This is a genomic window from Diaphorobacter sp. HDW4A, assembly GCF_011305995.1.
GTDB lineage: Bacteria > Pseudomonadota > Gammaproteobacteria > Burkholderiales > Burkholderiaceae_C > Diaphorobacter_A.
This window is the reverse complement of record NZ_CP049910.1, coordinates 524,692-541,642: the sequence shown is the minus strand read 5'-3', so window position 1 is coordinate 541,642 and position 16,951 is coordinate 524,692. Positions and strand designations below refer to the sequence as shown.

18 protein-coding genes are annotated in these 16,951 nt (G+C 66.3%); 17 read left to right on the top strand and 1 reads right to left on the bottom strand.

Annotation, left to right across the window (positions count from 1 at the left end):
• Positions 1-63: 63 nt before the first annotated feature.
• The 6 genes from G7047_RS02430 (at position 64) to G7047_RS02405 (ending at position 6,000) form a co-directional block, all read left to right on the top strand.
• A complete protein-coding gene (locus G7047_RS02430) occupies positions 64-348 on the top strand; it encodes a hypothetical protein (protein WP_166300382.1) in 285 nt (94 codons plus the stop codon).
• A 305-nt stretch (positions 349-653) separates the two neighbouring features.
• Positions 654-1,010, top strand: a complete 357-nt coding sequence (locus G7047_RS02425; protein WP_166300380.1) for a flagellar transcriptional regulator FlhD — start codon at positions 654-656, stop codon at positions 1,008-1,010.
• On the top strand, positions 1,007-1,654 hold the full coding sequence (locus G7047_RS02420) for a FlhC family transcriptional regulator (RefSeq protein ID WP_166300378.1): 648 nt from the start codon (positions 1,007-1,009) through the stop codon (positions 1,652-1,654). The genes G7047_RS02425 and G7047_RS02420 overlap by 4 nt, the downstream gene beginning before the upstream one ends.
• Before the next feature lie 80 nt (positions 1,655-1,734).
• The gene (mobH, locus tag G7047_RS02415) at positions 1,735-3,471 is read left to right on the top strand and encodes a MobH family relaxase (RefSeq protein WP_138861491.1); all 1,737 of its coding nucleotides are present in this window, start codon (positions 1,735-1,737) and stop codon (positions 3,469-3,471) included.
• Between the two features lies 1 nt (position 3,472).
• Positions 3,473-5,380 (top strand): conjugative transfer system coupling protein TraD, encoded by a 1,908-nt coding sequence (gene traD / locus G7047_RS02410; RefSeq protein WP_138861492.1) that lies wholly within the window; start codon positions 3,473-3,475, stop codon positions 5,378-5,380.
• Positions 5,377-6,000 carry a DUF4400 domain-containing protein gene (locus tag G7047_RS02405; RefSeq protein ID WP_138861493.1) on the top strand — a complete coding sequence of 208 codons (624 nt, stop codon included), beginning with the start codon at positions 5,377-5,379 and terminating at the stop codon, positions 5,998-6,000. The genes traD and G7047_RS02405 overlap by 4 nt, the downstream gene beginning before the upstream one ends.
• 100 nt (positions 6,001-6,100) lie before the next feature.
• On the opposite strand, the gene G7047_RS02400 is transcribed toward G7047_RS02405, so the two are convergent.
• Positions 6,101-6,949 carry a DUF6685 family protein gene (locus tag G7047_RS02400; protein WP_138861494.1) on the bottom strand — a complete coding sequence of 283 codons (849 nt, stop codon included), beginning with the start codon at positions 6,947-6,949 and terminating at the stop codon, positions 6,101-6,103.
• Positions 6,950-7,357: 408 nt separating this feature from the next.
• On the opposite strand from G7047_RS02400, the gene G7047_RS02395 reads away from it, so the two are divergent.
• From G7047_RS02395 to traC, 11 genes are all read left to right on the top strand, one after another.
• A complete protein-coding gene (locus tag G7047_RS02395) occupies positions 7,358-7,852 on the top strand; it encodes a hypothetical protein (RefSeq protein ID WP_138861495.1) in 495 nt (164 codons plus the stop codon).
• A gap of 183 nt (positions 7,853-8,035) precedes the next feature.
• On the top strand, positions 8,036-8,581 hold the full coding sequence (locus tag G7047_RS02390) for a lytic transglycosylase domain-containing protein (protein ID WP_166300376.1): 546 nt from the start codon (positions 8,036-8,038) through the stop codon (positions 8,579-8,581).
• A complete protein-coding gene (locus G7047_RS02385; protein ID WP_166300374.1) occupies positions 8,578-9,273 on the top strand; it encodes an OmpA family protein in 696 nt (231 codons plus the stop codon). The genes G7047_RS02390 and G7047_RS02385 overlap by 4 nt, the downstream gene beginning before the upstream one ends.
• A gap of 151 nt (positions 9,274-9,424) precedes the next feature.
• Positions 9,425-9,772, top strand: a complete 348-nt coding sequence (locus tag G7047_RS02380; protein WP_166300372.1) for a hypothetical protein — start codon at positions 9,425-9,427, stop codon at positions 9,770-9,772.
• A 27-nt stretch (positions 9,773-9,799) separates the two neighbouring features.
• Entirely contained in the window at positions 9,800-10,099 is a 300-nt protein-coding gene (traL, locus tag G7047_RS02375; RefSeq protein WP_166300370.1) for a type IV conjugative transfer system protein TraL, read from the top strand.
• 14 nt (positions 10,100-10,113) lie between these two features.
• Positions 10,114-10,680 carry a type IV conjugative transfer system protein TraE gene (gene traE, locus G7047_RS02370; protein WP_166300368.1) on the top strand — a complete coding sequence of 189 codons (567 nt, stop codon included), beginning with the start codon at positions 10,114-10,116 and terminating at the stop codon, positions 10,678-10,680.
• Positions 10,667-11,539 carry a type-F conjugative transfer system secretin TraK gene (locus tag G7047_RS02365; RefSeq protein ID WP_166300365.1) on the top strand — a complete coding sequence of 291 codons (873 nt, stop codon included), beginning with the start codon at positions 10,667-10,669 and terminating at the stop codon, positions 11,537-11,539. Before traE ends, G7047_RS02365 begins: the two co-directional genes overlap by 14 nt.
• Positions 11,536-12,921, top strand: a complete 1,386-nt coding sequence (locus G7047_RS02360; protein WP_166300363.1) for a TraB/VirB10 family protein — start codon at positions 11,536-11,538, stop codon at positions 12,919-12,921. Before G7047_RS02365 ends, G7047_RS02360 begins: the two co-directional genes overlap by 4 nt.
• On the top strand, positions 12,905-13,762 hold the full coding sequence (locus G7047_RS02355; RefSeq protein WP_166300361.1) for a DsbC family protein: 858 nt from the start codon (positions 12,905-12,907) through the stop codon (positions 13,760-13,762). The genes G7047_RS02360 and G7047_RS02355 overlap by 17 nt, the downstream gene beginning before the upstream one ends.
• On the top strand, positions 13,759-14,364 hold the full coding sequence (locus tag G7047_RS02350; RefSeq protein ID WP_166300359.1) for a TraV family lipoprotein: 606 nt from the start codon (positions 13,759-13,761) through the stop codon (positions 14,362-14,364). The genes G7047_RS02355 and G7047_RS02350 overlap by 4 nt, the downstream gene beginning before the upstream one ends.
• A complete protein-coding gene (gene traC, locus G7047_RS02345; RefSeq protein WP_166300357.1) occupies positions 14,361-16,907 on the top strand; it encodes a type IV secretion system protein TraC in 2,547 nt (848 codons plus the stop codon). The genes G7047_RS02350 and traC overlap by 4 nt, the downstream gene beginning before the upstream one ends.
• Positions 16,908-16,951: the final 44 nt, after the last annotated feature.

The following is a 16,951-nucleotide window of genomic DNA, read 5'->3' as shown; positions in this document are numbered from 1 at the left end:
GTGACGGGCGTGGGAGGGATGACCTCTCCCACGCCCGTCACAAGCATTTCAGGAGCAAAGAACATGGGAATACGACACTACCCTGACAAGGTTCGCGTCTACGTGGACATGGATGGCGTGATCGCCGACTTCGAGTGTGCCGCGCGTGCGCATGCCATGGAGCCTTCGCACTTCAAGCGCGTCGCAGGCGCCTTCCTCGACCTCGATCCGATCCCCAAAGCGGCCGAAGCCATGTTCGCCCTGGACGACACAGGCTACTGCCTGGTCTTTACATTGACCGAGACCCCGCGCAGCAACTCCACACGCTACCACCGACATCCTTCAACCTGGGCGGAATGCCACTCATAGTTGACACTCAATCGATCTCCTTGATTTGAAAATGCCGACAATTCGGTCATGCTTCTTTACTGCCAGTTCCGGCAATTCAAGACATTTTCGTTTCGGTTTCAATTTCGTGATGAGAAGCCGGTGTCTATACGCAAGTCCCGGCTGCTACGTGTTTTGCGGATCGCTGCCAACTGGCGGCCGTTGACCGTCTGTATACCCGCCGAATAGTCTGGACTCCAACGACGCATTCGCTTGGCGGGTCATCCACCTGACGATGAAATTGGCATTCGACTGCGTGTCTTTTCAAAGACTGTGTGGAGAATGCGATGGGTCGACTCGAACTCTCGCATGTTCAGATCGCGAATTTGAACATGCTCCTCTTGATCGCCGAATGCGTGAAGCGCGATCACGCGATCGCTTGCAGCCGATTCGGACTCGACGCAGACCAGGCTGAGTTCCTCGCCACGCTGGCTTACCAGGAGATCCTGGTGCTCGTGGCCCATTTGGGTGACGAGTGCCTGTTCCCGCCACGCACCGACCTGATTCAGGTGCTCTCCTGGCCGCCGCAGCTGGCCAACGCGATGCTATTGGCACACCCGCCCCAACCGAGCCGCCCGGCGCGCCCGAACGAGGCCACACCGCCCGCTTCGCTCCCCCCCTGTGGCGAGCAGTTGTCCGAATGAACCACGAGCGCAATCTGCTCCACGCACAGCGGCACATTCGCGCGCTCGCTCTGGCCACCGAATGCGCAGAACTCGGCGCCCGGATCCGCACCATGCAGTTGCTGACGGGCCTCTCGCCCAGCCAGTTGCAACACCTCTTCCGCCACCCCTTGAGCGGCCCCCGCCGCGGGCGCCACCCGGACTCTCGCGAGTGGTACCACACCGCCAATCTGCTGTGCCGCACCGAAGCCTCCATCGTCGTGGTGCTCTTCAGGCGCCTGGCCGCACGCGGCATCGATCCCCCCAACGCCCTCATCGGCGCCTACCGCCACTATGCCGCCGCTTGCAAGACGGCGCCGCGCATCACCTTCGATCGCGCCTTCGATCTCGTCGCCCACACCACGGGCCGCTGGTTCGTCACGGGCCGCAGCTTCTCGGTGTTCACCTGCCCCGAATGCCGGAGCGAATACCTGACCAGCCTCAGCCTCGCGCCGATGACCAACCACGAATGCCCCTTCTGCAAGCTGCTCAAGCGCTACACGAAGGATCCGCGCATCCAGGCGAGCTATCCCGTGCGACCCACGCCACGCGTCGCCCAGATGCTGTGGATCCGCTCGCTCTGGTTCGAGCCCCGGGGCGAGCAGCCAAACGCGAATTCGGCCTGATCCGGCGTCATTTCCCAGTGGGCAGTTGAGGCCGCGCGCCGCACGATGGGCCATCCCATGTCGCGTCCGAGCCCAACCCGATGTCCGCCGATTCGACCAGCCCGCCCTCCGGATATGGAGCGAGCCTCGCAGAATTCCGCTATCCCTCCGTCGATCCCGGCATTCCCGTGTTCGAGGTCGATGCGCTGCTCGACGCGCATCGGGAATTGATCGACCGGATCAAGCTGTGCTTCGGGATGGATCGTGCCAGCTTCGAGCAGTCGGTGCGGCCGCTGTTGCAGCGCTATGCAGCCTTCGTGCATCTGTTGCCCTGCACCGCCGACAACTACTTCCACGAGCCTGGCGGCCTGCTGCGCATCGGTCTGGAAACCGCGTTCTATGCGCTCCAAGGCACCGATGCCCACATCTTCTCAGGACGCGCCACCATCACCGAGCGGCGCAACCTGGAACCGCGCTGGCGTCAGGCCACCTTCATCGCCGGCTTGTGCTGCGAATTGCATCGGCCGCTCAGCCACCTCATCGTCACGGACGAGGCGGGCAACGAATGGTCGCCCTACCTCGGCCCTCTGACCGACTGGCTCAACACGCACCAGGTCACACGCTACTTCATCAAATGGCGCCCGGGTGCCCTCGAAAGCCGATCGCTCGGTCTGTTCGCGCTGCCCCACGTCGTCGCCGCCGACGTACTGCAAGACCTCGCCAACGGCAACACGCAGATCGTGCCGCACCTGCTCGCCACGATCGCCGGCCTCCCGATCTACCGGGATCACAACGTCCTGGAGACGCTTGTCCGGCGCGCACTGGCCCTCGTCATCGACCGCTTCCTGCTAGCCAGCGCGGAACGCTACGGCAAGCCTCTGCTTGGCTCCCATCTCGAACGCTACCTCGTCGATGCGCTGCGCCGCCTCGTCGTGGCCAACGCGAGCTGGACACCGAACGCGGACAAGTCGCGGGTCTGGTACGGCAGCGACGGGATGTTCATCGTCTGGCCCAGTGCCGCGGACGACGTCCGCAAGCTCCTGGAGGCCGACCAACTGCCCGGCATCCCGAAAGCCCCGGAAACCATCCTCGAGGTGCTGCTGACCGCCGGGGTGCTCTCGGCGCAAGAGGGCGGCAAGGCAACCTGGCTCATTCATCCGCCGACCGGCAAGACGGCGCTCGAAGCCGTCAAACTCAGCGCACCCGGCATCCTGTACGCCGAGTTGGACAAGCTGCCCGAGGCCTTGTCGCTGTCACTGCTGACGCCGCCGCCTCCCGCCGGGCCATCGGCATCGCCCACCTCGACCGCAAGCGCCCCGCAGGTTTCCCCAACGGCGGCCCGACGCCGCATCCGCACGGCCCCCTCCGACACGGCAGAGACACAAGCCGCCGAACCGCCGCCAGAGCAACTGCCGCTCAGCGCTGCGCCGCTCTCGGCTCCGTCCGACCAGGGCACCTCCCCAGCAACCAGCGACCCGACGCCCTCGGATCCCCCCGCACCGGCCGCGCCCCCCGAATCCCCCAAGCTGCTCGCCCCATTGCGCCTGCCCTTGACCGTCCGCGATGCGCTGCAGGACATCGTCGCCACGCTCGGCGGCGCAGAGGAAGGATGGTGGGCCGCATTGCCGGCGCAAGACGGTCTGTTCATTCCGCTCGCGTCGCTGGCCACGCGCAAGCTGACGCCCCCCGCAGCCATACGTGCGATGAACGAGGCGGGAATGCTCGTCACGGCCTCACCCCTGACCCGCTCGTTCCAGGGCCAGGAAGTCGTCGGCATCCTGCTCGCGGCTCGGCACGTGCAGGGCATGCCGCAAGCTGCGGCAAGCGGAGCGCAGTGACATGCTGGCGCGTGCCTATGAAATGCCCTGGCGCCGCGCCTATGAGGCCTACGCAAGCTCAGCCTGGCTCGTGGCACTGGTGGCAACGGTCATTGCATCGGCGCTTTCGCACGTGCCAACGCAAGTGGCCATGCCCCTGGCGCTCACCTGCCTCGCCATGGCGGTGTGGCGAGCGGCACAAGCGGCGCACATCATGGTGTTGCGCGCGGCGCTCACCGGACGGGCGATGCAGGTCATCGGCCCGGTCGAGCAGGAGAAGCTGACCGGGGATCCCGGGCAGGTCTTCCTCGGCTTCGGTTTCGATTGGCTGCCCCAGCATTCGCAGCGCCTGTACGAACTCGCCAAGATCGATTACCGCCGCTACACAGCATCGCCAGCCCTGCTCAATCTCCTCGGGTACAAGGTCACGCCCCAGCCGGACGCCGAGATCGGCCTGCCGTACATCCATGGCGTCGAGCCGCGCGAGCGCGCGCTGTACCGGCCTTTGCAGAACTTCGAGGGGGGCACCCTGTTGGTCGGGACCACCCAGGCCGGCAAGGGCGTCGCGCTGTCGAACCTGGTCACCCAGGCCATCCGTCGCGGCGATGTCGTCATCGTCATCGATCCGAAGAACAGCCGACGCCTGAAACGCGCGGCCATCCGGGCCTGCGAGCGCTACCGCGATGCGGACACCTTCATGGAGTTCCATCCGGCTTTTCCGGAAGCGGGTGTGCGATTGGACTTTGCCTTCAATTGGCAAAAACCCACCGAGCTGGCGTCACGTGTGCAGTCCATCCTGCCACCGGACACCGCGGGTGCTTTTGGCGCCTTCTCCTGGGATGCGGTCAACGTCGTCGTCCAAGGCCTCGTGGATCTCGAAGAGCGCCCGAGCCTGGCCAAGCTGACCCGCTACATCGAAGGGGGCATCGAGCCCGTGCTGGAGCAGTCGCTGCGCCGCTTCTACGAGACCGAGTTCCGGGACGGCTGGCGCGAGCACCCGGAGATGAAGCGTCTGCTCAACGAGGCCCACAAGGGCAACATCAAGCGACCGTCCGAAGCGGCCAGCGCCGACCTGATGGCCTTCGTGGCCTTCTATGAGCACCACGTGCCGCAGAGCCAGCGCAACAAGGTGATCGACTCGCAGGTGCGCGTGTTCAGGCACAACAGGGAGCACTACCAAAAGATCACGGCGAACCTCCTGCCGATCCTGTCGATGCTGACCTCGGGCGATCTGGGCCGCAGCCTGAGCCCGGATCCGTTCGACCCCGCCGACAAGCGGCCGATCATGAACTTCGAGAAGCTGGAGCGCGGCGGCCATGTGCTCTACATGTGCCTGGACTCTCTTCCTGATCCGTCGGTCGCCTCCGCCATCGGCGCCCTCGCGCTGGCCGACCTCGCCGCACGCGCCGGCATGCGCTACAACCTGGGCGGCTACCGCCGTATCTCGCTGTTCGTCGACGAGGTATCGAATGTCATCAACCAGCCCTTGATCGAGATCCTGAACAAGGGGGCCGAGGGTGGCATCTTCACCACCTGCGCCATGCAGACGCTGGCCGACCTGGCCAAGCGTCTGGGCAGCGAAGACGCTGCCCGCATGGCGCTCGGCAACCTCAACAACCTCATCGCCCTGCGCTCGAAGGACCGGCCGACGCAGGACTTCGTCGTCGAGACCTTCGGCAAGACGGCCATCCATTCCCTGCGCGTCGGTATGGGTCACGGCGCCGACGCGCACCTCGGTGACTTCTCGGCCAACTACTCAGCGCAGATCAGCGAAACCTTCGAGGAAATGATCCCGGCCGACGTGCTCGGCAAGCTGCCCAACCTGCAGTACTTCGCCTCGGTCTCGGGCGGGCGCATCATCAAGGGCCGCTTTCCGATCCTCGACACGGAAACGCCCTTCCCGGAGCCGCTCCAGCGGCTGGCGGCATGATCCGCGTCATCTCGATCGCGGCGCTGACCCTGCTGCTCATCTTCGTGCTGTACCTGCCGGCCGCGAATCCGCCCGAGCGGTTCATGGCCCAGATCCGCAACGAACACGGGCTCAATACGGCGTTCTGGGGCGAGGCCCGGGCCGAAGGCATCCTGGAACGCACCCTGGCGATGAACCAGGCTCTGAGCGGCGCCAGTCCAGTGCCGAACGCCACGCAGGCGCCACACACCGACCGCATGGCCGAAGCCGTCACCCAGGAAATGGAGCGCGTAAACCAACGCTTCTTCGGCAACGCCTATTTCCGCTCGATCGACGCCCTCCTGTTGCTCGCCACCTTTCGCCTGGCCGCGCTGGTCGAATGGCTGCCCGTACAGGCGTTCGTGATCCTGGCACTGGTGATCGACGGCCTGATCGTCCGCATCCTGCGCTCCAAGGAATTCAAACCGCATGACCCGGAATGGTTTGCGCTGCATGCCAGCGCGTTCGTGCTGCTCGCCTGTGGCAGCGTCGTGGCCTTCCTCGTACCGCTCACCATCGCGCCGCCCCTGTTGGCGCTCGTGCCGGTCGTCGGCACGCTCTTTCTGAGCCGCGTCATCGCGAACTTCCACCGGCAAGGTTGAGTGCGGTGCAGTCGAGCAATCCCGCGCGCAACATCGGCTGCTCTTGCCCCGACACCCGGAATGCGTCCCTCGGACTACGAACTCAAATCGAAACCCGACATCAGCGCAATATCCGGTCGAGCTGTGGGCGCAAAGCTGGAAACCGCTGTCCCAAGGCCACCACCGTCTCCGCCTGCAAGCGGAGCAACTCCGCGATGTCTTCAGCGACCTCCCTCACCCCGGCCGTCAGGTGAATATCGACGATGTCTCTGCTCACCCGAGCCTGGCTAGGAATCAGCAGCAGCGACGATTGGCTGACCCAAACAGGTAGTTCGATCAGGTAGGCGGCACCGGCCAGCATCGCCACGTCAGCCAGGACACGATGGTTGCGTGGCACCTGCAAGACGAAGAACTGCTCCAACAGCCAGCGCCATGCCGGTGCATTCAGACAATCCAGCGAGAGCTGCGCTCGCAACGGCATGGCCCGGCCGATCTCGCGAGCGATGTAGGCTGCACCCGCCAAGTGATGGCTGCCCCCGCCGTTACAGACGAACAGCCGACCATCCCAGGCCTGGAGCATGAGGGTGTCCGAGCCAGGCGAATGGATCAGACGCACCTCCCTATGCCGGGTCATGACCGCGAAGCCAGCTTCATCGGCCGACACTTTCAGATACGCCGCATAGTCGCGCCCGAAGTCCTGAACGCTATCGAAAGACCGATCTTCCGATTGGCTGTTGCATATCCCTTCAACTTCGGTGATGTCGAAATCGAAATCGGGAACCCGGATCGTCTCGGCAAGTGCGCCACACGGATTGGTCACACGCGACTGGTTGCCCTGCACTCCCTTGAAGCACCACCCTCCGTACGTTGATTTGTCGATGGAGGGTGAAGTCTGCGCAAGGTGGTCCCACATCACGGTGGATCCCTTGAAGATTCCTGCCCTGCGGCGCAGCGGGAACACCAGGTCCATTTCCCCTTCCAGCCGACGAACGCCCTCAACCAACTTCCGCCATCGCTCCCCCCGAAACCTGGACAGTGGCGTAGGCCAGCGCAGCCATCGGCGCCATAGGGGCCACGCGTCCGCCTGAAGCACGGCCACGGGGAGGTTCTCGTCCTCAATTCGAGCTTGACTGAGCAAGCAATGCTCCATGTTCAACAGCAATTCCCCTGTTTGAGCTATTTCAGAATCATGAGAGACAAGCTTGCCAAGTCTGGCAGGCAATGACAATCATGCTTGGACGCTCGTCAGCCGCAAGCACACCGGGCCGCAAGATTAGGTCCAGTGACGAATTCGCAGTCAAAGCCCCCGAATTCGACCGAGACCCGAGGGAACTGCATCGGTACGCTTCTCCCCATGCCACATCGAGAGGTCACCAGCATGCAACCGGTCACGAACACCCAATCCAGCGAGGCGCAAGCCGGTCAATCGTCTTCGGGCACACCGGAGACTGTCGAGACACGCCTGTGGATCGAGGAACACACGTGGCTGTACGGCGTGCTCAAGAGTCCCTTGAACCAGGCGCCGACCTTTCGCTTTCCCGACCTGATCAGTGCGTGCGTCACGGCCGTGCTGACGCCCCCGGAAGGCTATCGCGCGCTGTTCACCTATCTCGGCACCCAGCTCGTGCTGCGCGACCCCGCCACGGCACGGCGCCGCGAAGCCATGTGGCGCCCCCAATACGAGCAGCTGCAAGACGTGCAACGCTCGCCCGCCAATCAACATCCCAACCCCAAGTTCCAGCTCGACCAGTTGACCACCGCCGCGGTGGCGCTGTGCAGCGAGGCCGACCCCACTGGCGCGTTGGTGCTCAAGTACGCCCGCATGAACATGGCTGAACGCGCCAAGCCCCGTTTGCAGCAAGCGAGCGGCTGACGCCACGTCGCGACCCAACCCGCTCGCTCACCTGCGCACTTACCCGCATACCCCACCCGCCTGAATCACCCCGCCTGCCCGACGCAGGCCGACCCGCTGCCTACCCCGACCGGCCTTCCGGTCCTACCACTCCCTGGTCCTTCCGCCATCGCGGAAGGTGGTCTGGCTGTCGAGAGGTGATTCATGCCCCGCCAACTGCTCGTTGCCGTTTGCCTGCTGTGCGGCGTGTCCGCCAGCGCGCACGCTTGCTGGAATGACATCGCCCAACGCCATGGCATTCCGGCAGATCTTCTCTATGCAGTCGCGAAAGTCGAGTCGAGCCTGGATCCCAAGGCGGTCAACCGTTCGCACTTCCAACGCACGCGGTCGGTCGACATCGGCCTCATGCAGATCAACAGCCGGCATCTGCCCCAGTTGGCCCGCGAGGGCATCACGGAAACTCGTCTGTTCGAGCCCTGCACGAACCTCGATGTCGGCGCACGGTTGCTGGCCGATCTCTTCGCTCGCAAAGGTCTCAGTTGGGACAGCGTCGGCGCCTACAACGCCGCCTGCACCGAACTGAAGGGAGAAGCCTGCACGCAGGCCAGAGCGCGCTACGCGTGGAAGGTGTACCGCCAGTTGCCTGGCAACAGGCCGGCAACACGCCGGTCGCTCACACCTCGCCGGGATGAAGCAAGCCCAGCAGCACGCCCGACGATTCCCTTGCTAGCCGTGCGGGTGGCGCCATGACGATCCGTCAAGCCACCGTCTCCATGCTCTGGTCGCTTCCGATCATGGCCACCTCGCTCATGCTGTCCTCATGCGCGAATCCGGTTGCACGGGCGACACATGCCCCCACCGCGCTTGCGTCCGCCCCCCAGCTTGCGCAGATCGGCTACGGCGCGCAGGCCGACTTCGTTCAGTGCGTTCCACCGCAATGCCCCCTGCGCACACCCAAGACCATCGGCGCCGCCCCGGCCCCCGAAGTGCCGTCGGCAGCAGCCCCAGAGGTTTCGCCTTCATCGCTGGCGGTCAGGCCCGTGGAACCCGCCCCTGAAGCACCCCGCACCAGCATCGGCTCTCCTGTCACCGCGGAACGAATGAGCTGGAGCGTGCCGTTCGCCTTCGGCAGCGCGCAGCTCGGCGCGACCGCCCAGGCCGTCATGCAGAGGGTGATCGACGCGCTGCCAGGCGATTCGCGCGTCACGATCGCCGGCCGCACCGACGACATCGGCCCTGGCGCCGTCAACGACGCGCTGGCTCAGGCGCGTGCCGAAGCGGTGCGCGATCACCTTCTGCGCGCACGCCCGGCGCTGGCGCCGGACATCACGGTGCAGGCGCAGGGCAAGTGCTGCTTCGCCGCTGCCAACGACACGGCAGCCGGGCGCGCCCGCAACCGGCGCGTCGAGGTCGTCGCGGAGCCTGCTGCGTCCCCGCCTTGAGCGGCTGGCACGGCCCTCGTCACGACCTGCATCCCCACCCGCATCTCACCCGTTTTTCCCCCGCTTCGACCCGCGTTCGCAACCCGCTCATCGACCCGCTCCGACCCGTCCGCGCCCCGTCTCTCGACGCTCATTTCAACGGAGGTCTTCCATGAGCACTGCAACGCTTGCGCCGTCCCGCCTGGACGTGCGCCGTCCCCTCGCCTTCCTCACGCTGCTTGCGCTCAGCCTGCTCGGGCTGTTCGCGGCTTTCCCGAGTTATGCCCTCGACCTGGTGGGTTTCACCGGCATCACCGGCCCCCTCACGTCAGCGCTGACGCAGATCTCGGCCCTCGGGCCCGGCATCAAGGCTCTGGTCGGCTTCGTCGGTTTCGTCGTCGCGCTGATCTCGCTGGCTGCGCTGCGCAACTTCGGTCCCGTCTTGTTCTACGTCGGGCTGGCCATCTTCGGTGCCGTGGGCCTCGTGATCGCCGGCGCGATCATGGGCGCGGTCATCTAAGCCGGGCTCGGGTCCAGGGAGTCCGGCATGCGCACCGACACCTACATCCCGCGTCGTCTCGACGACGCCTGGAAGATCGGCTTCTGGGACGTCGATGTCGCGGCGCCCGTCTTGTTCGCCTTCTTCATCGGCTACGTCTCCGGCACCAAGCTGTCCTTCGCCATCAGCATGGCGGTGGGCATCGCGGTGTCGCGCTGGGTCTCGAAGCTGAAGGCGGACAAGCACCCGGCCTTCGCCGTGCACTGGCTGTGGTGGAACCTGCCGAGCACGCCGATGACGGCGCTCGCGGCCACCCCACCCTCCCACATCCGCCGCATGGTCGGCTGAGCCGGGAGGACGCCATGGACTTCGAACGGCTCAATGCCGACCGCAAGGAACTCCAGCGCCGCAACCGCGGCCTGGGCCTGGCGGTCGGCGCCCTCGCTATCGGCCAGATTCTGACGCTGATCGCCCTCCTCAACGTGCTGGGGAGTGAGCGCACGGTGATCGTGCCGCCCACCCTCAATAAGTCCTTCTGGGTCACCGACGAGAAAGCCAGCGGCACCTATCTGGAACAGATGGGCACCTTCATCGCCTGGCTGGTCCTCGACGTCACGCCGGCAACGATCGACTGGAAGAAGGACGTCCTGCTGACCTACATCGAGCCGTCGCAGCACAACGAGCTCAAGTCGCGCCAGGAAGTCGAGGCCGAGCGCCTGAAGCGCATCAACGCCACCACCGCGCTCGCGCTCGAGCAGCTCGTGCCCGACAGCAACGGCCAGAGCGTCGTCATCCGCGGACGCCTGCGCACCCTCGTCAACGGCGTCGAGACCGCCAACGAACCGAAGGCCTACCTGGTCGAGTTCAGCTTCGGTGGCGCGCGCATGCACCTAAAGACCTTCAAGGAGATCCCGTATGCGACCCACTGACCCCCGCACCGGGGCGCTCCGCGTCGCGGTGGCCCTCGCCCTTGCCTTCGGACTGGGCAGCGCGAACGCGCTGCAGGTGATCGACACCCGCGACGGCGCGTCCATCGAGGCCATCCTGTCGATCCAGGAGCCGACCCGCATCCGCATCGAAGGCGCGCCCATCACGGACGTCTTCGGCAACATCTACAGCAGCGGCTGCACAGCGGCGCAGGCGACGACGGCCCTGCCCGCCGGCATGGCGCCCTCGGCAGGCACAGGCCCCCAAGCCGCCTCGCCGATCACACCGGCGATCAACCCGGCCGGCGAGATCGTCATCGAGTGCGACCGCGACAAGGGCGAGATCTACGTCCGCCCGGTCGGCGACGGCAAGAAGCCGATCAACCTTTTCGTCTCGTCGGCCCGCGGCACCTACACGCTGCTGCTACGCCGCGCCGACACGCCGGCCGACACCATCGTCATCCGGGACAAGGCGGCGCTGCAGCGGCGCGCCGACGCCAGCGCGCCGCGCCCCGCGCCGGGCAGCGCCGCGAGCCACGTGCGCAGCCTCAAAGCGCTGCTCGTGGCGATGGCCTCCGAGCGCGCACCCACCGACATCCAGGTCGAGGACATCGGCCAGCCCATCACGCTGTGGCGCGAAGCGCGCTTCACGCTGGAGCGCACCTACCGCGGCCGCGGCCTGGTCGGCGAGCGCTATGTGCTCCAGAACGTGAGCGAGGCGCCCATGGTGCTGACTGAGCAGGAGTTCGACCGCGAGGACGATGAGGCCGGCAGCGTCGTCGGCGTTGCCATCGAGCACCACAACCTGCGGCCGGGCGAACGCACGCTGGTCTTCGTGATCCGCCGGGAGGTGCAGCCATGAGCGGGCACATCCCTCCGGTGCGCGAACGCGCCGGCAACGCGCTGCGCGGCGTGGTTGACAGGCTCTCGCCGCGCCAGCGCCAGTACGGGTTGCTCGGCCTGATCCTCGTCGGTGGCGTCGGCCTGCTGTGGCTGATCCTCTCGCTCACCTCGTCCCCGCCCCATGCGACCGACGCCAAGCGGCAGGATCAGCCTGGCAGCGTCACCAACATCGGCGTCATGCCGCCGGGAACCCAGGTCAACCCGGTCGATCAGTGGGTCGGCACCGCGGGCCGCCGGCTGGCGCAGTACGAGTCGGAGCGCGATGAGCAGAGCCGCCTCAACAAGGAACGCTCGGCCTTCGAACAGCGCACCATGCAGCGCTTCTCGGAGCTGGAGCAGAAGCTCACCTCGGCGAACCAGGCCGCGGCGACGCCCACGCCCCAAGCGCCAACCCCTGCCCCACAAAGCGCACCCCAACCCGCGCCGCAGCCGAGCCCGCAACCGTCGCCGACGACGATGCCGCCGGGAACACCGGACCCGGGCACCTCGCCCGCGCGACCCACCGTACCGGAAGCGCCTCGCATTTCCCGCGTCTCCATCGCGCCGCGCGAACGTGCCACGGACAACGGTCAACCTGCGCCCACCGGCCCCCAGGCGACCGCTGGCACTGCCGATACCGCCAAGGCGAACGAGGCCCGCACAGTCTCGACCTTCCTGCCGGTCAGCTTGACCCGAGGCACGCTGCTCGGCGGACTGGATGCACCCACCGGCGGACAATCGCAGAGCAATCCGCACCCGGTCCTCATTCGCCTTTCCGACAACTCGATCCTGCCCAACCGCATGCGCGGCGAGTACCGCGAGTGCTTCGTGATCGCCGCCGGCTACGGCGACATCAGCAGCGAACGCGCCTACCTGCGCACCGAATCCCTGTCCTGCGTGCGTGCCGACGGCGCCGCGCTCGAGGTGCGCATCCAGGGCACGGTCTACGGCGAGGACGGCAAGGTCGGCCTGCGCGGCAGGTTGGTGACCAAGCAAGGCCAGATGCTCGCCAACGCACTGCTCGCCGGCGTGGTCAGCGGCATCGGCCAGGGCCTGGCCACCTCATCCACCGAGTACAGCACCTCGGCCCTCGGCACCGTGGCCAGCGCCTCCGGCGCCGAAGCCTACCGCGCCGGGCTTGGTACCGGCGTCGGCAAAGCGCTGGACCGCCTCGCCCAGTACTACATCAAGTTGGCCGAGAACACCTTCCCGGTCATCGAGGTGGACGCCGCGCGTGAAGTCGACGTGGTGATCACCAAGGGCGTGCGTATCGACACGCCGATGACGACGGCGACCACCAGCCGCGCCAACACATCCCCCGCCAATCGCTACCTGGAGGTCGCTCATGATCCCGACTACTGAGGGCGGGCACGCAGCGCCGTCCACGCGCCAATCCCAACCCGTATCCCCAACCACGCCCAGGCGCCTCGTTGTCACCGGCGCGCTGCTCGCACTGCTGGTCGCCCCAGGCCTTGCGACGCAGGCCCAGGCCGCACCGGACGAGAGCGCCCGCCTGCGCAGCGCGCTTGAGAAGGCCCACCCGGGCACACGATTCACCGACATCGCACCGGCGCCGGTCAAGGGCCTGTACGAGGTATGGATGGACGGCAACGTCGCCTACGTGTTCGCGAGCGAGCCGCGCTACTTAGTCTTCGGCCGGCTGTTCGACACGCAAACGATGCGCGACCTGACCGGGCCGAAGCTCGCGCAGCGTGCTCAGTCGGATCCGGCCAATGCCGCCGCTGCGGCACCGCAACCGATCGCCTTCGACCGCCTGCCGCTGCAGGACGCCATCCGTACCGTGCGCGGCACCGGCGCCCGCAAGCTCGCCGTCGTCAGCGATCCGGCCTGCCCGTACTGCAAGCAGCTCGAAGCGGAGCTCGCCGGCATCGACAACGTCACGATCTACACCTTCCTCGTCCCCTACCTGGGCGAAGCCCGTCCGATCGCCATCTGGTGCGCCGCAAACCGCGAGACCGCCTGGCGCGACTGGATGGCCAAGGGCGATGCCAGCCTGCAGCACACCGGCGCGCCCTGCGCGCACCCGATCGCGCGCAACCTCGCGCTCGCCCGCGGCTTCGGCATGCAGGGCACGCCGACGCTGATCTGGGCCAACGGCGAGCGCACCGAAGGCTTCATCGACCGCGCCGCGATCGAGGCACGCCTCGCCACGACAACGGCAACGACGGGGGGCCGGCCATGAACTCGCGTCTACAGATCGGCGCTCGCCTGCTCCCGCTCGTCGCCGTGCTCGCCCTGAGCGGCTGCATGTCCATGTCGGGGCTGGGTGGCGACTCCAAGTACGCCTGCAAGGCACCGGACGGCGTGACCTGCGATTCGGTTTCAGGCACCTACGCCAACGCGGTGGCAAACAACCTGCCGAGCCTGCGCAAGCGCCAGACCGCCCGCAGCGCCACTCCGGTTGAACGTCAGGTGCCGGCGCCCGCGGTGCCACGCGACGGCCTGCCGGCTGCCGGTGGATCTTCGTCTCAGGAACAAGGTTCGGCGCTGCGCGCGCAGGCCCGCTACCTGCGCCTGTGGGTGAAGCCCTGGGAAGACATCGACGGCGACCTGTACGACCAGGCCCACGTCTACGTCCAGATCGACCAGGGCCGCTGGCTGATCGACCACGTGCAACAGCGCATCCGCGAGGCCTACACCCCCTTGCGCCCGCCGCCGGCGGCGAGCAGCGCCCCGACCACAAACGACAACGCAGCCCGCAGCGACGCAGTGCCCGCCATCGCGCGGCCCTCGGCCTTGCTGCCCGGACTGGGAACAGACAACACCCCGGAGGTGCCGCGATGAAAAGCCATCACGCCGGATGGCGCCCTCTGCAACTGCCTTTCGGGCTGGGCGTCTCGCCCGACAGCCCGGCTGAGCAGTTCGCTGCCTGGCTGCCCTACATGGGCTACCTCGACGCCGAGTGCATCTTCGCCAATCGCGATGGCATGGGCTTCATGTTGGAGCTGATGCCGCAGTCGGGCGCCGATGACCGCATGGCCGAAGTGCTCGTCTCGCTTTATGCCAACTGCCCCGCGGGCACGGGCGTGCAGGTCCATCTGTTTGCGTCGCCGCACATCCGGCCGCAGCTTCGCCGCTACGCCAACCTGCGCGTCGAAGACGAGGATCAGCTCGACAAGGCCCAGCACTGGGGCCGCCCGGCGCGCAACGAGAACCTGTTCCGGGCGCTTGCCCGCCAGCGGGTCGGCCACCTGCTGGCCGGCGCCCAGAAGTCGCTCACCGCCGGCTTTCACTACACGATCCGCGACTTCCGCCTGATGCTCTCGGTGACGCTGCCGAGCGACCCGGAGAACCTGAGCAAGCGTGACGAGTTGTTGGCGCTGCGCGACTCGATGGCCTCCACGCTGCGCTCGGCCTCGCTGCCCAATCGCGTGTGCGACGCGGCCGACCTGATCAACTGGTGCGCGATCTTCACCAACCCGGATCGGCTGTCCAGCACCGACGCACCCGACCTCAACTACGACGACGGGCGCGAGTTGCGCGACCAGATCGTTGATTTCGACACCATCCAGGATCCACACCCGAGCGGCATCAACTTCTGGAAGGAATCCAGTCCCGAAGTCCTCGAAGCGCGCTTCTATTCGATCAAGTCCTTCCCCGAGCGCTTTGCGTTGTGGCAGATGGGCTCGCTGATCGGCGACCTGATGCAGCCGGCGCTGCAGTACAGCGCACCGTTCCTGCTCACGCTGGGCGTTCACGTCCTCGACCCAAACGCGACCAAGCAGGTCGTGACGGCGAACCATGTCCGCGCAACCCAGAACGCCAAATCGAAGATGGCCGACGTCATGCCGGACGTCAAGAAGAAGCTCGACGACTGGACGGCCGCTGCCGATGCGATCGACACCGGCGGGAACCTGGTCAGCATGTACCACCAGCTCGCCATCTTCTCCAGGCCGGAGAAGGCTGCCGCGGCCCATGAAGCGGCCAACGCGATCTGGCGCGGCCGCGGTTTCACCTTGAACGCCGATGCGTACATGCACCGGCAGGCGCTGCTCGCCAGCCTGCCGATGACCCTGACCGAGCGCTTCCACAAGGATCTGGCCAAGATGCGCCGGGTCACGCGCAAGACGATGGCCAACGCCATCCACCTTGCGCCGCTGATCGCCGAGTGGCGCGGCACGCGCACACCCGCGCTGGTCTTCGGCGGCCGGCGCGGGCAGTTGATGACGCTGGACCTGTTCGACAACGACCTGGGCAACTACAACTTCGCCATCATCGGCGCCCCCGGTTCGGGCAAGTCGGTCCTGATGAACGAAATGGCGTGGTCCTACCGCGCCATCGGGGCCAAGGTCTGGATGCTCGACCTCGGTCGCTCCTTCGAGAAGCTCTGCCGCAAGGCGCGCGGCACCTACATCGAGTTCAAGCCCGATGTGGACATCTGCCTCAACCCCTTCTCCATCGTCCAGGACATCAACGAGGACATCGACATGCTCGTGCCGGGCATCTCGAAGATGGCCTCGATGCAGCACTCGCTGGAGGAGGTCCAGTACAAGGCGATCTCTGCGATGGTGCTCAAGCTGTGGCGCCAGTACGGCCAGGATCTGACCATCACCGGCCTGCGCGATGCCTTTCGCACCGGCACGCTCGAAGAACTCGGCGCGATCAACGACCAGCGCATCAAGGATCTCGCGATCATGCTCAACCCCTATGCAAAAGGGGGGCAGTACGAACGCTTCTTCGAGGGCCGCGCCAACGTCGATTTCAGCAACGATTTCATTGTCATTGAGAACGAGGAGTTGAAGCGCCGCCCCGACCTGCACGCGGTCGTGAACATCCTGCTGCTGCATCAAATCACCGGCGAGATGTACCTGACGCGCAATCGCAGGAAGGTACTTTTTATTGACGAGTTGAAGCAGCAATTGGGCGACATCGGCGCCGACGATCCGGTGAAGGCCGCCGTGGTCGAGGAAGCCGCGCGCCGCGCTCGCAAGTACGGCGGAGCGCTGGGCACTGCGACGCAATCGGCCGACGACTACTACGGCTCGGCGCAGATGGAAGCGGCGTTCAACTGCTCCGATTGGGTCTTCCTGTTGCGGCAAAAGCCCGAGTCCATCGAGATGCTGGACCGCAAGGGCCGGCTCACGATGGACGAGCCGAAGAAGCGGCTTCTGAACTCGCTGCGCACGGAAGCCGGTGCTTTCTCGGAGCTCTACATCTCGTCGCCCGTGGGCGAGGGCGTGGCGCGCAACATCCTCGACCCGGCAACCCACCTGCTCTTCTCGAACAAGCTCGAGGACAACGCGCCGATCGACGAACTGCGCGCCCAGGGCTATTCCATCGACGAGGCGATCGCCACGTTGCTGCGCCAGCGGGGGCACGCCCTATGAGCACGTCCGCCCAACCGCCCGAAGAAAGGGGCTCTGCTGCTCCT

What these genes read in the sequence shown, in the direction of transcription:
- traD (WP_138861492.1), top strand. Translation starts at nt 3,473, where the DNA reads ATGCTGGCGCGTGCCTATGAAATGCCCTGGCGCCGCGCCTATGAGGCC.
- G7047_RS02395 (WP_138861495.1), top strand. Translation starts at nt 7,358, where the DNA reads ATGCAACCGGTCACGAACACCCAATCCAGCGAGGCGCAAGCCGGTCAA.
- G7047_RS02380 (WP_166300372.1), top strand. Translation starts at nt 9,425, where the DNA reads ATGAGCACTGCAACGCTTGCGCCGTCCCGCCTGGACGTGCGCCGTCCC.
- G7047_RS02355 (WP_166300361.1), top strand. Translation starts at nt 12,905, where the DNA reads ATGATCCCGACTACTGAGGGCGGGCACGCAGCGCCGTCCACGCGCCAA.
- G7047_RS02385 (WP_166300374.1), top strand. Translation starts at nt 8,578, where the DNA reads ATGACGATCCGTCAAGCCACCGTCTCCATGCTCTGGTCGCTTCCGATC.
- G7047_RS02405 (WP_138861493.1), top strand. Translation starts at nt 5,377, where the DNA reads ATGATCCGCGTCATCTCGATCGCGGCGCTGACCCTGCTGCTCATCTTC.
- G7047_RS02425 (WP_166300380.1), top strand. Translation starts at nt 654, where the DNA reads ATGGGTCGACTCGAACTCTCGCATGTTCAGATCGCGAATTTGAACATG.
- G7047_RS02400 (WP_138861494.1), bottom strand. Translation starts at nt 6,949, where the DNA reads ATGGACCTGGTGTTCCCGCTGCGCCGCAGGGCAGGAATCTTCAAGGGA.
- G7047_RS02360 (WP_166300363.1), top strand. Translation starts at nt 11,536, where the DNA reads ATGAGCGGGCACATCCCTCCGGTGCGCGAACGCGCCGGCAACGCGCTG.
- mobH (WP_138861491.1), top strand. Translation starts at nt 1,735, where the DNA reads ATGTCCGCCGATTCGACCAGCCCGCCCTCCGGATATGGAGCGAGCCTC.
- G7047_RS02430 (WP_166300382.1), top strand. Translation starts at nt 64, where the DNA reads ATGGGAATACGACACTACCCTGACAAGGTTCGCGTCTACGTGGACATG.
- G7047_RS02350 (WP_166300359.1), top strand. Translation starts at nt 13,759, where the DNA reads ATGAACTCGCGTCTACAGATCGGCGCTCGCCTGCTCCCGCTCGTCGCC.
- G7047_RS02390 (WP_166300376.1), top strand. Translation starts at nt 8,036, where the DNA reads ATGCCCCGCCAACTGCTCGTTGCCGTTTGCCTGCTGTGCGGCGTGTCC.
- traL (WP_166300370.1), top strand. Translation starts at nt 9,800, where the DNA reads ATGCGCACCGACACCTACATCCCGCGTCGTCTCGACGACGCCTGGAAG.
- G7047_RS02365 (WP_166300365.1), top strand. Translation starts at nt 10,667, where the DNA reads ATGCGACCCACTGACCCCCGCACCGGGGCGCTCCGCGTCGCGGTGGCC.
- traE (WP_166300368.1), top strand. Translation starts at nt 10,114, where the DNA reads ATGGACTTCGAACGGCTCAATGCCGACCGCAAGGAACTCCAGCGCCGC.
- traC (WP_166300357.1), top strand. Translation starts at nt 14,361, where the DNA reads ATGAAAAGCCATCACGCCGGATGGCGCCCTCTGCAACTGCCTTTCGGG.
- G7047_RS02420 (WP_166300378.1), top strand. Translation starts at nt 1,007, where the DNA reads ATGAACCACGAGCGCAATCTGCTCCACGCACAGCGGCACATTCGCGCG.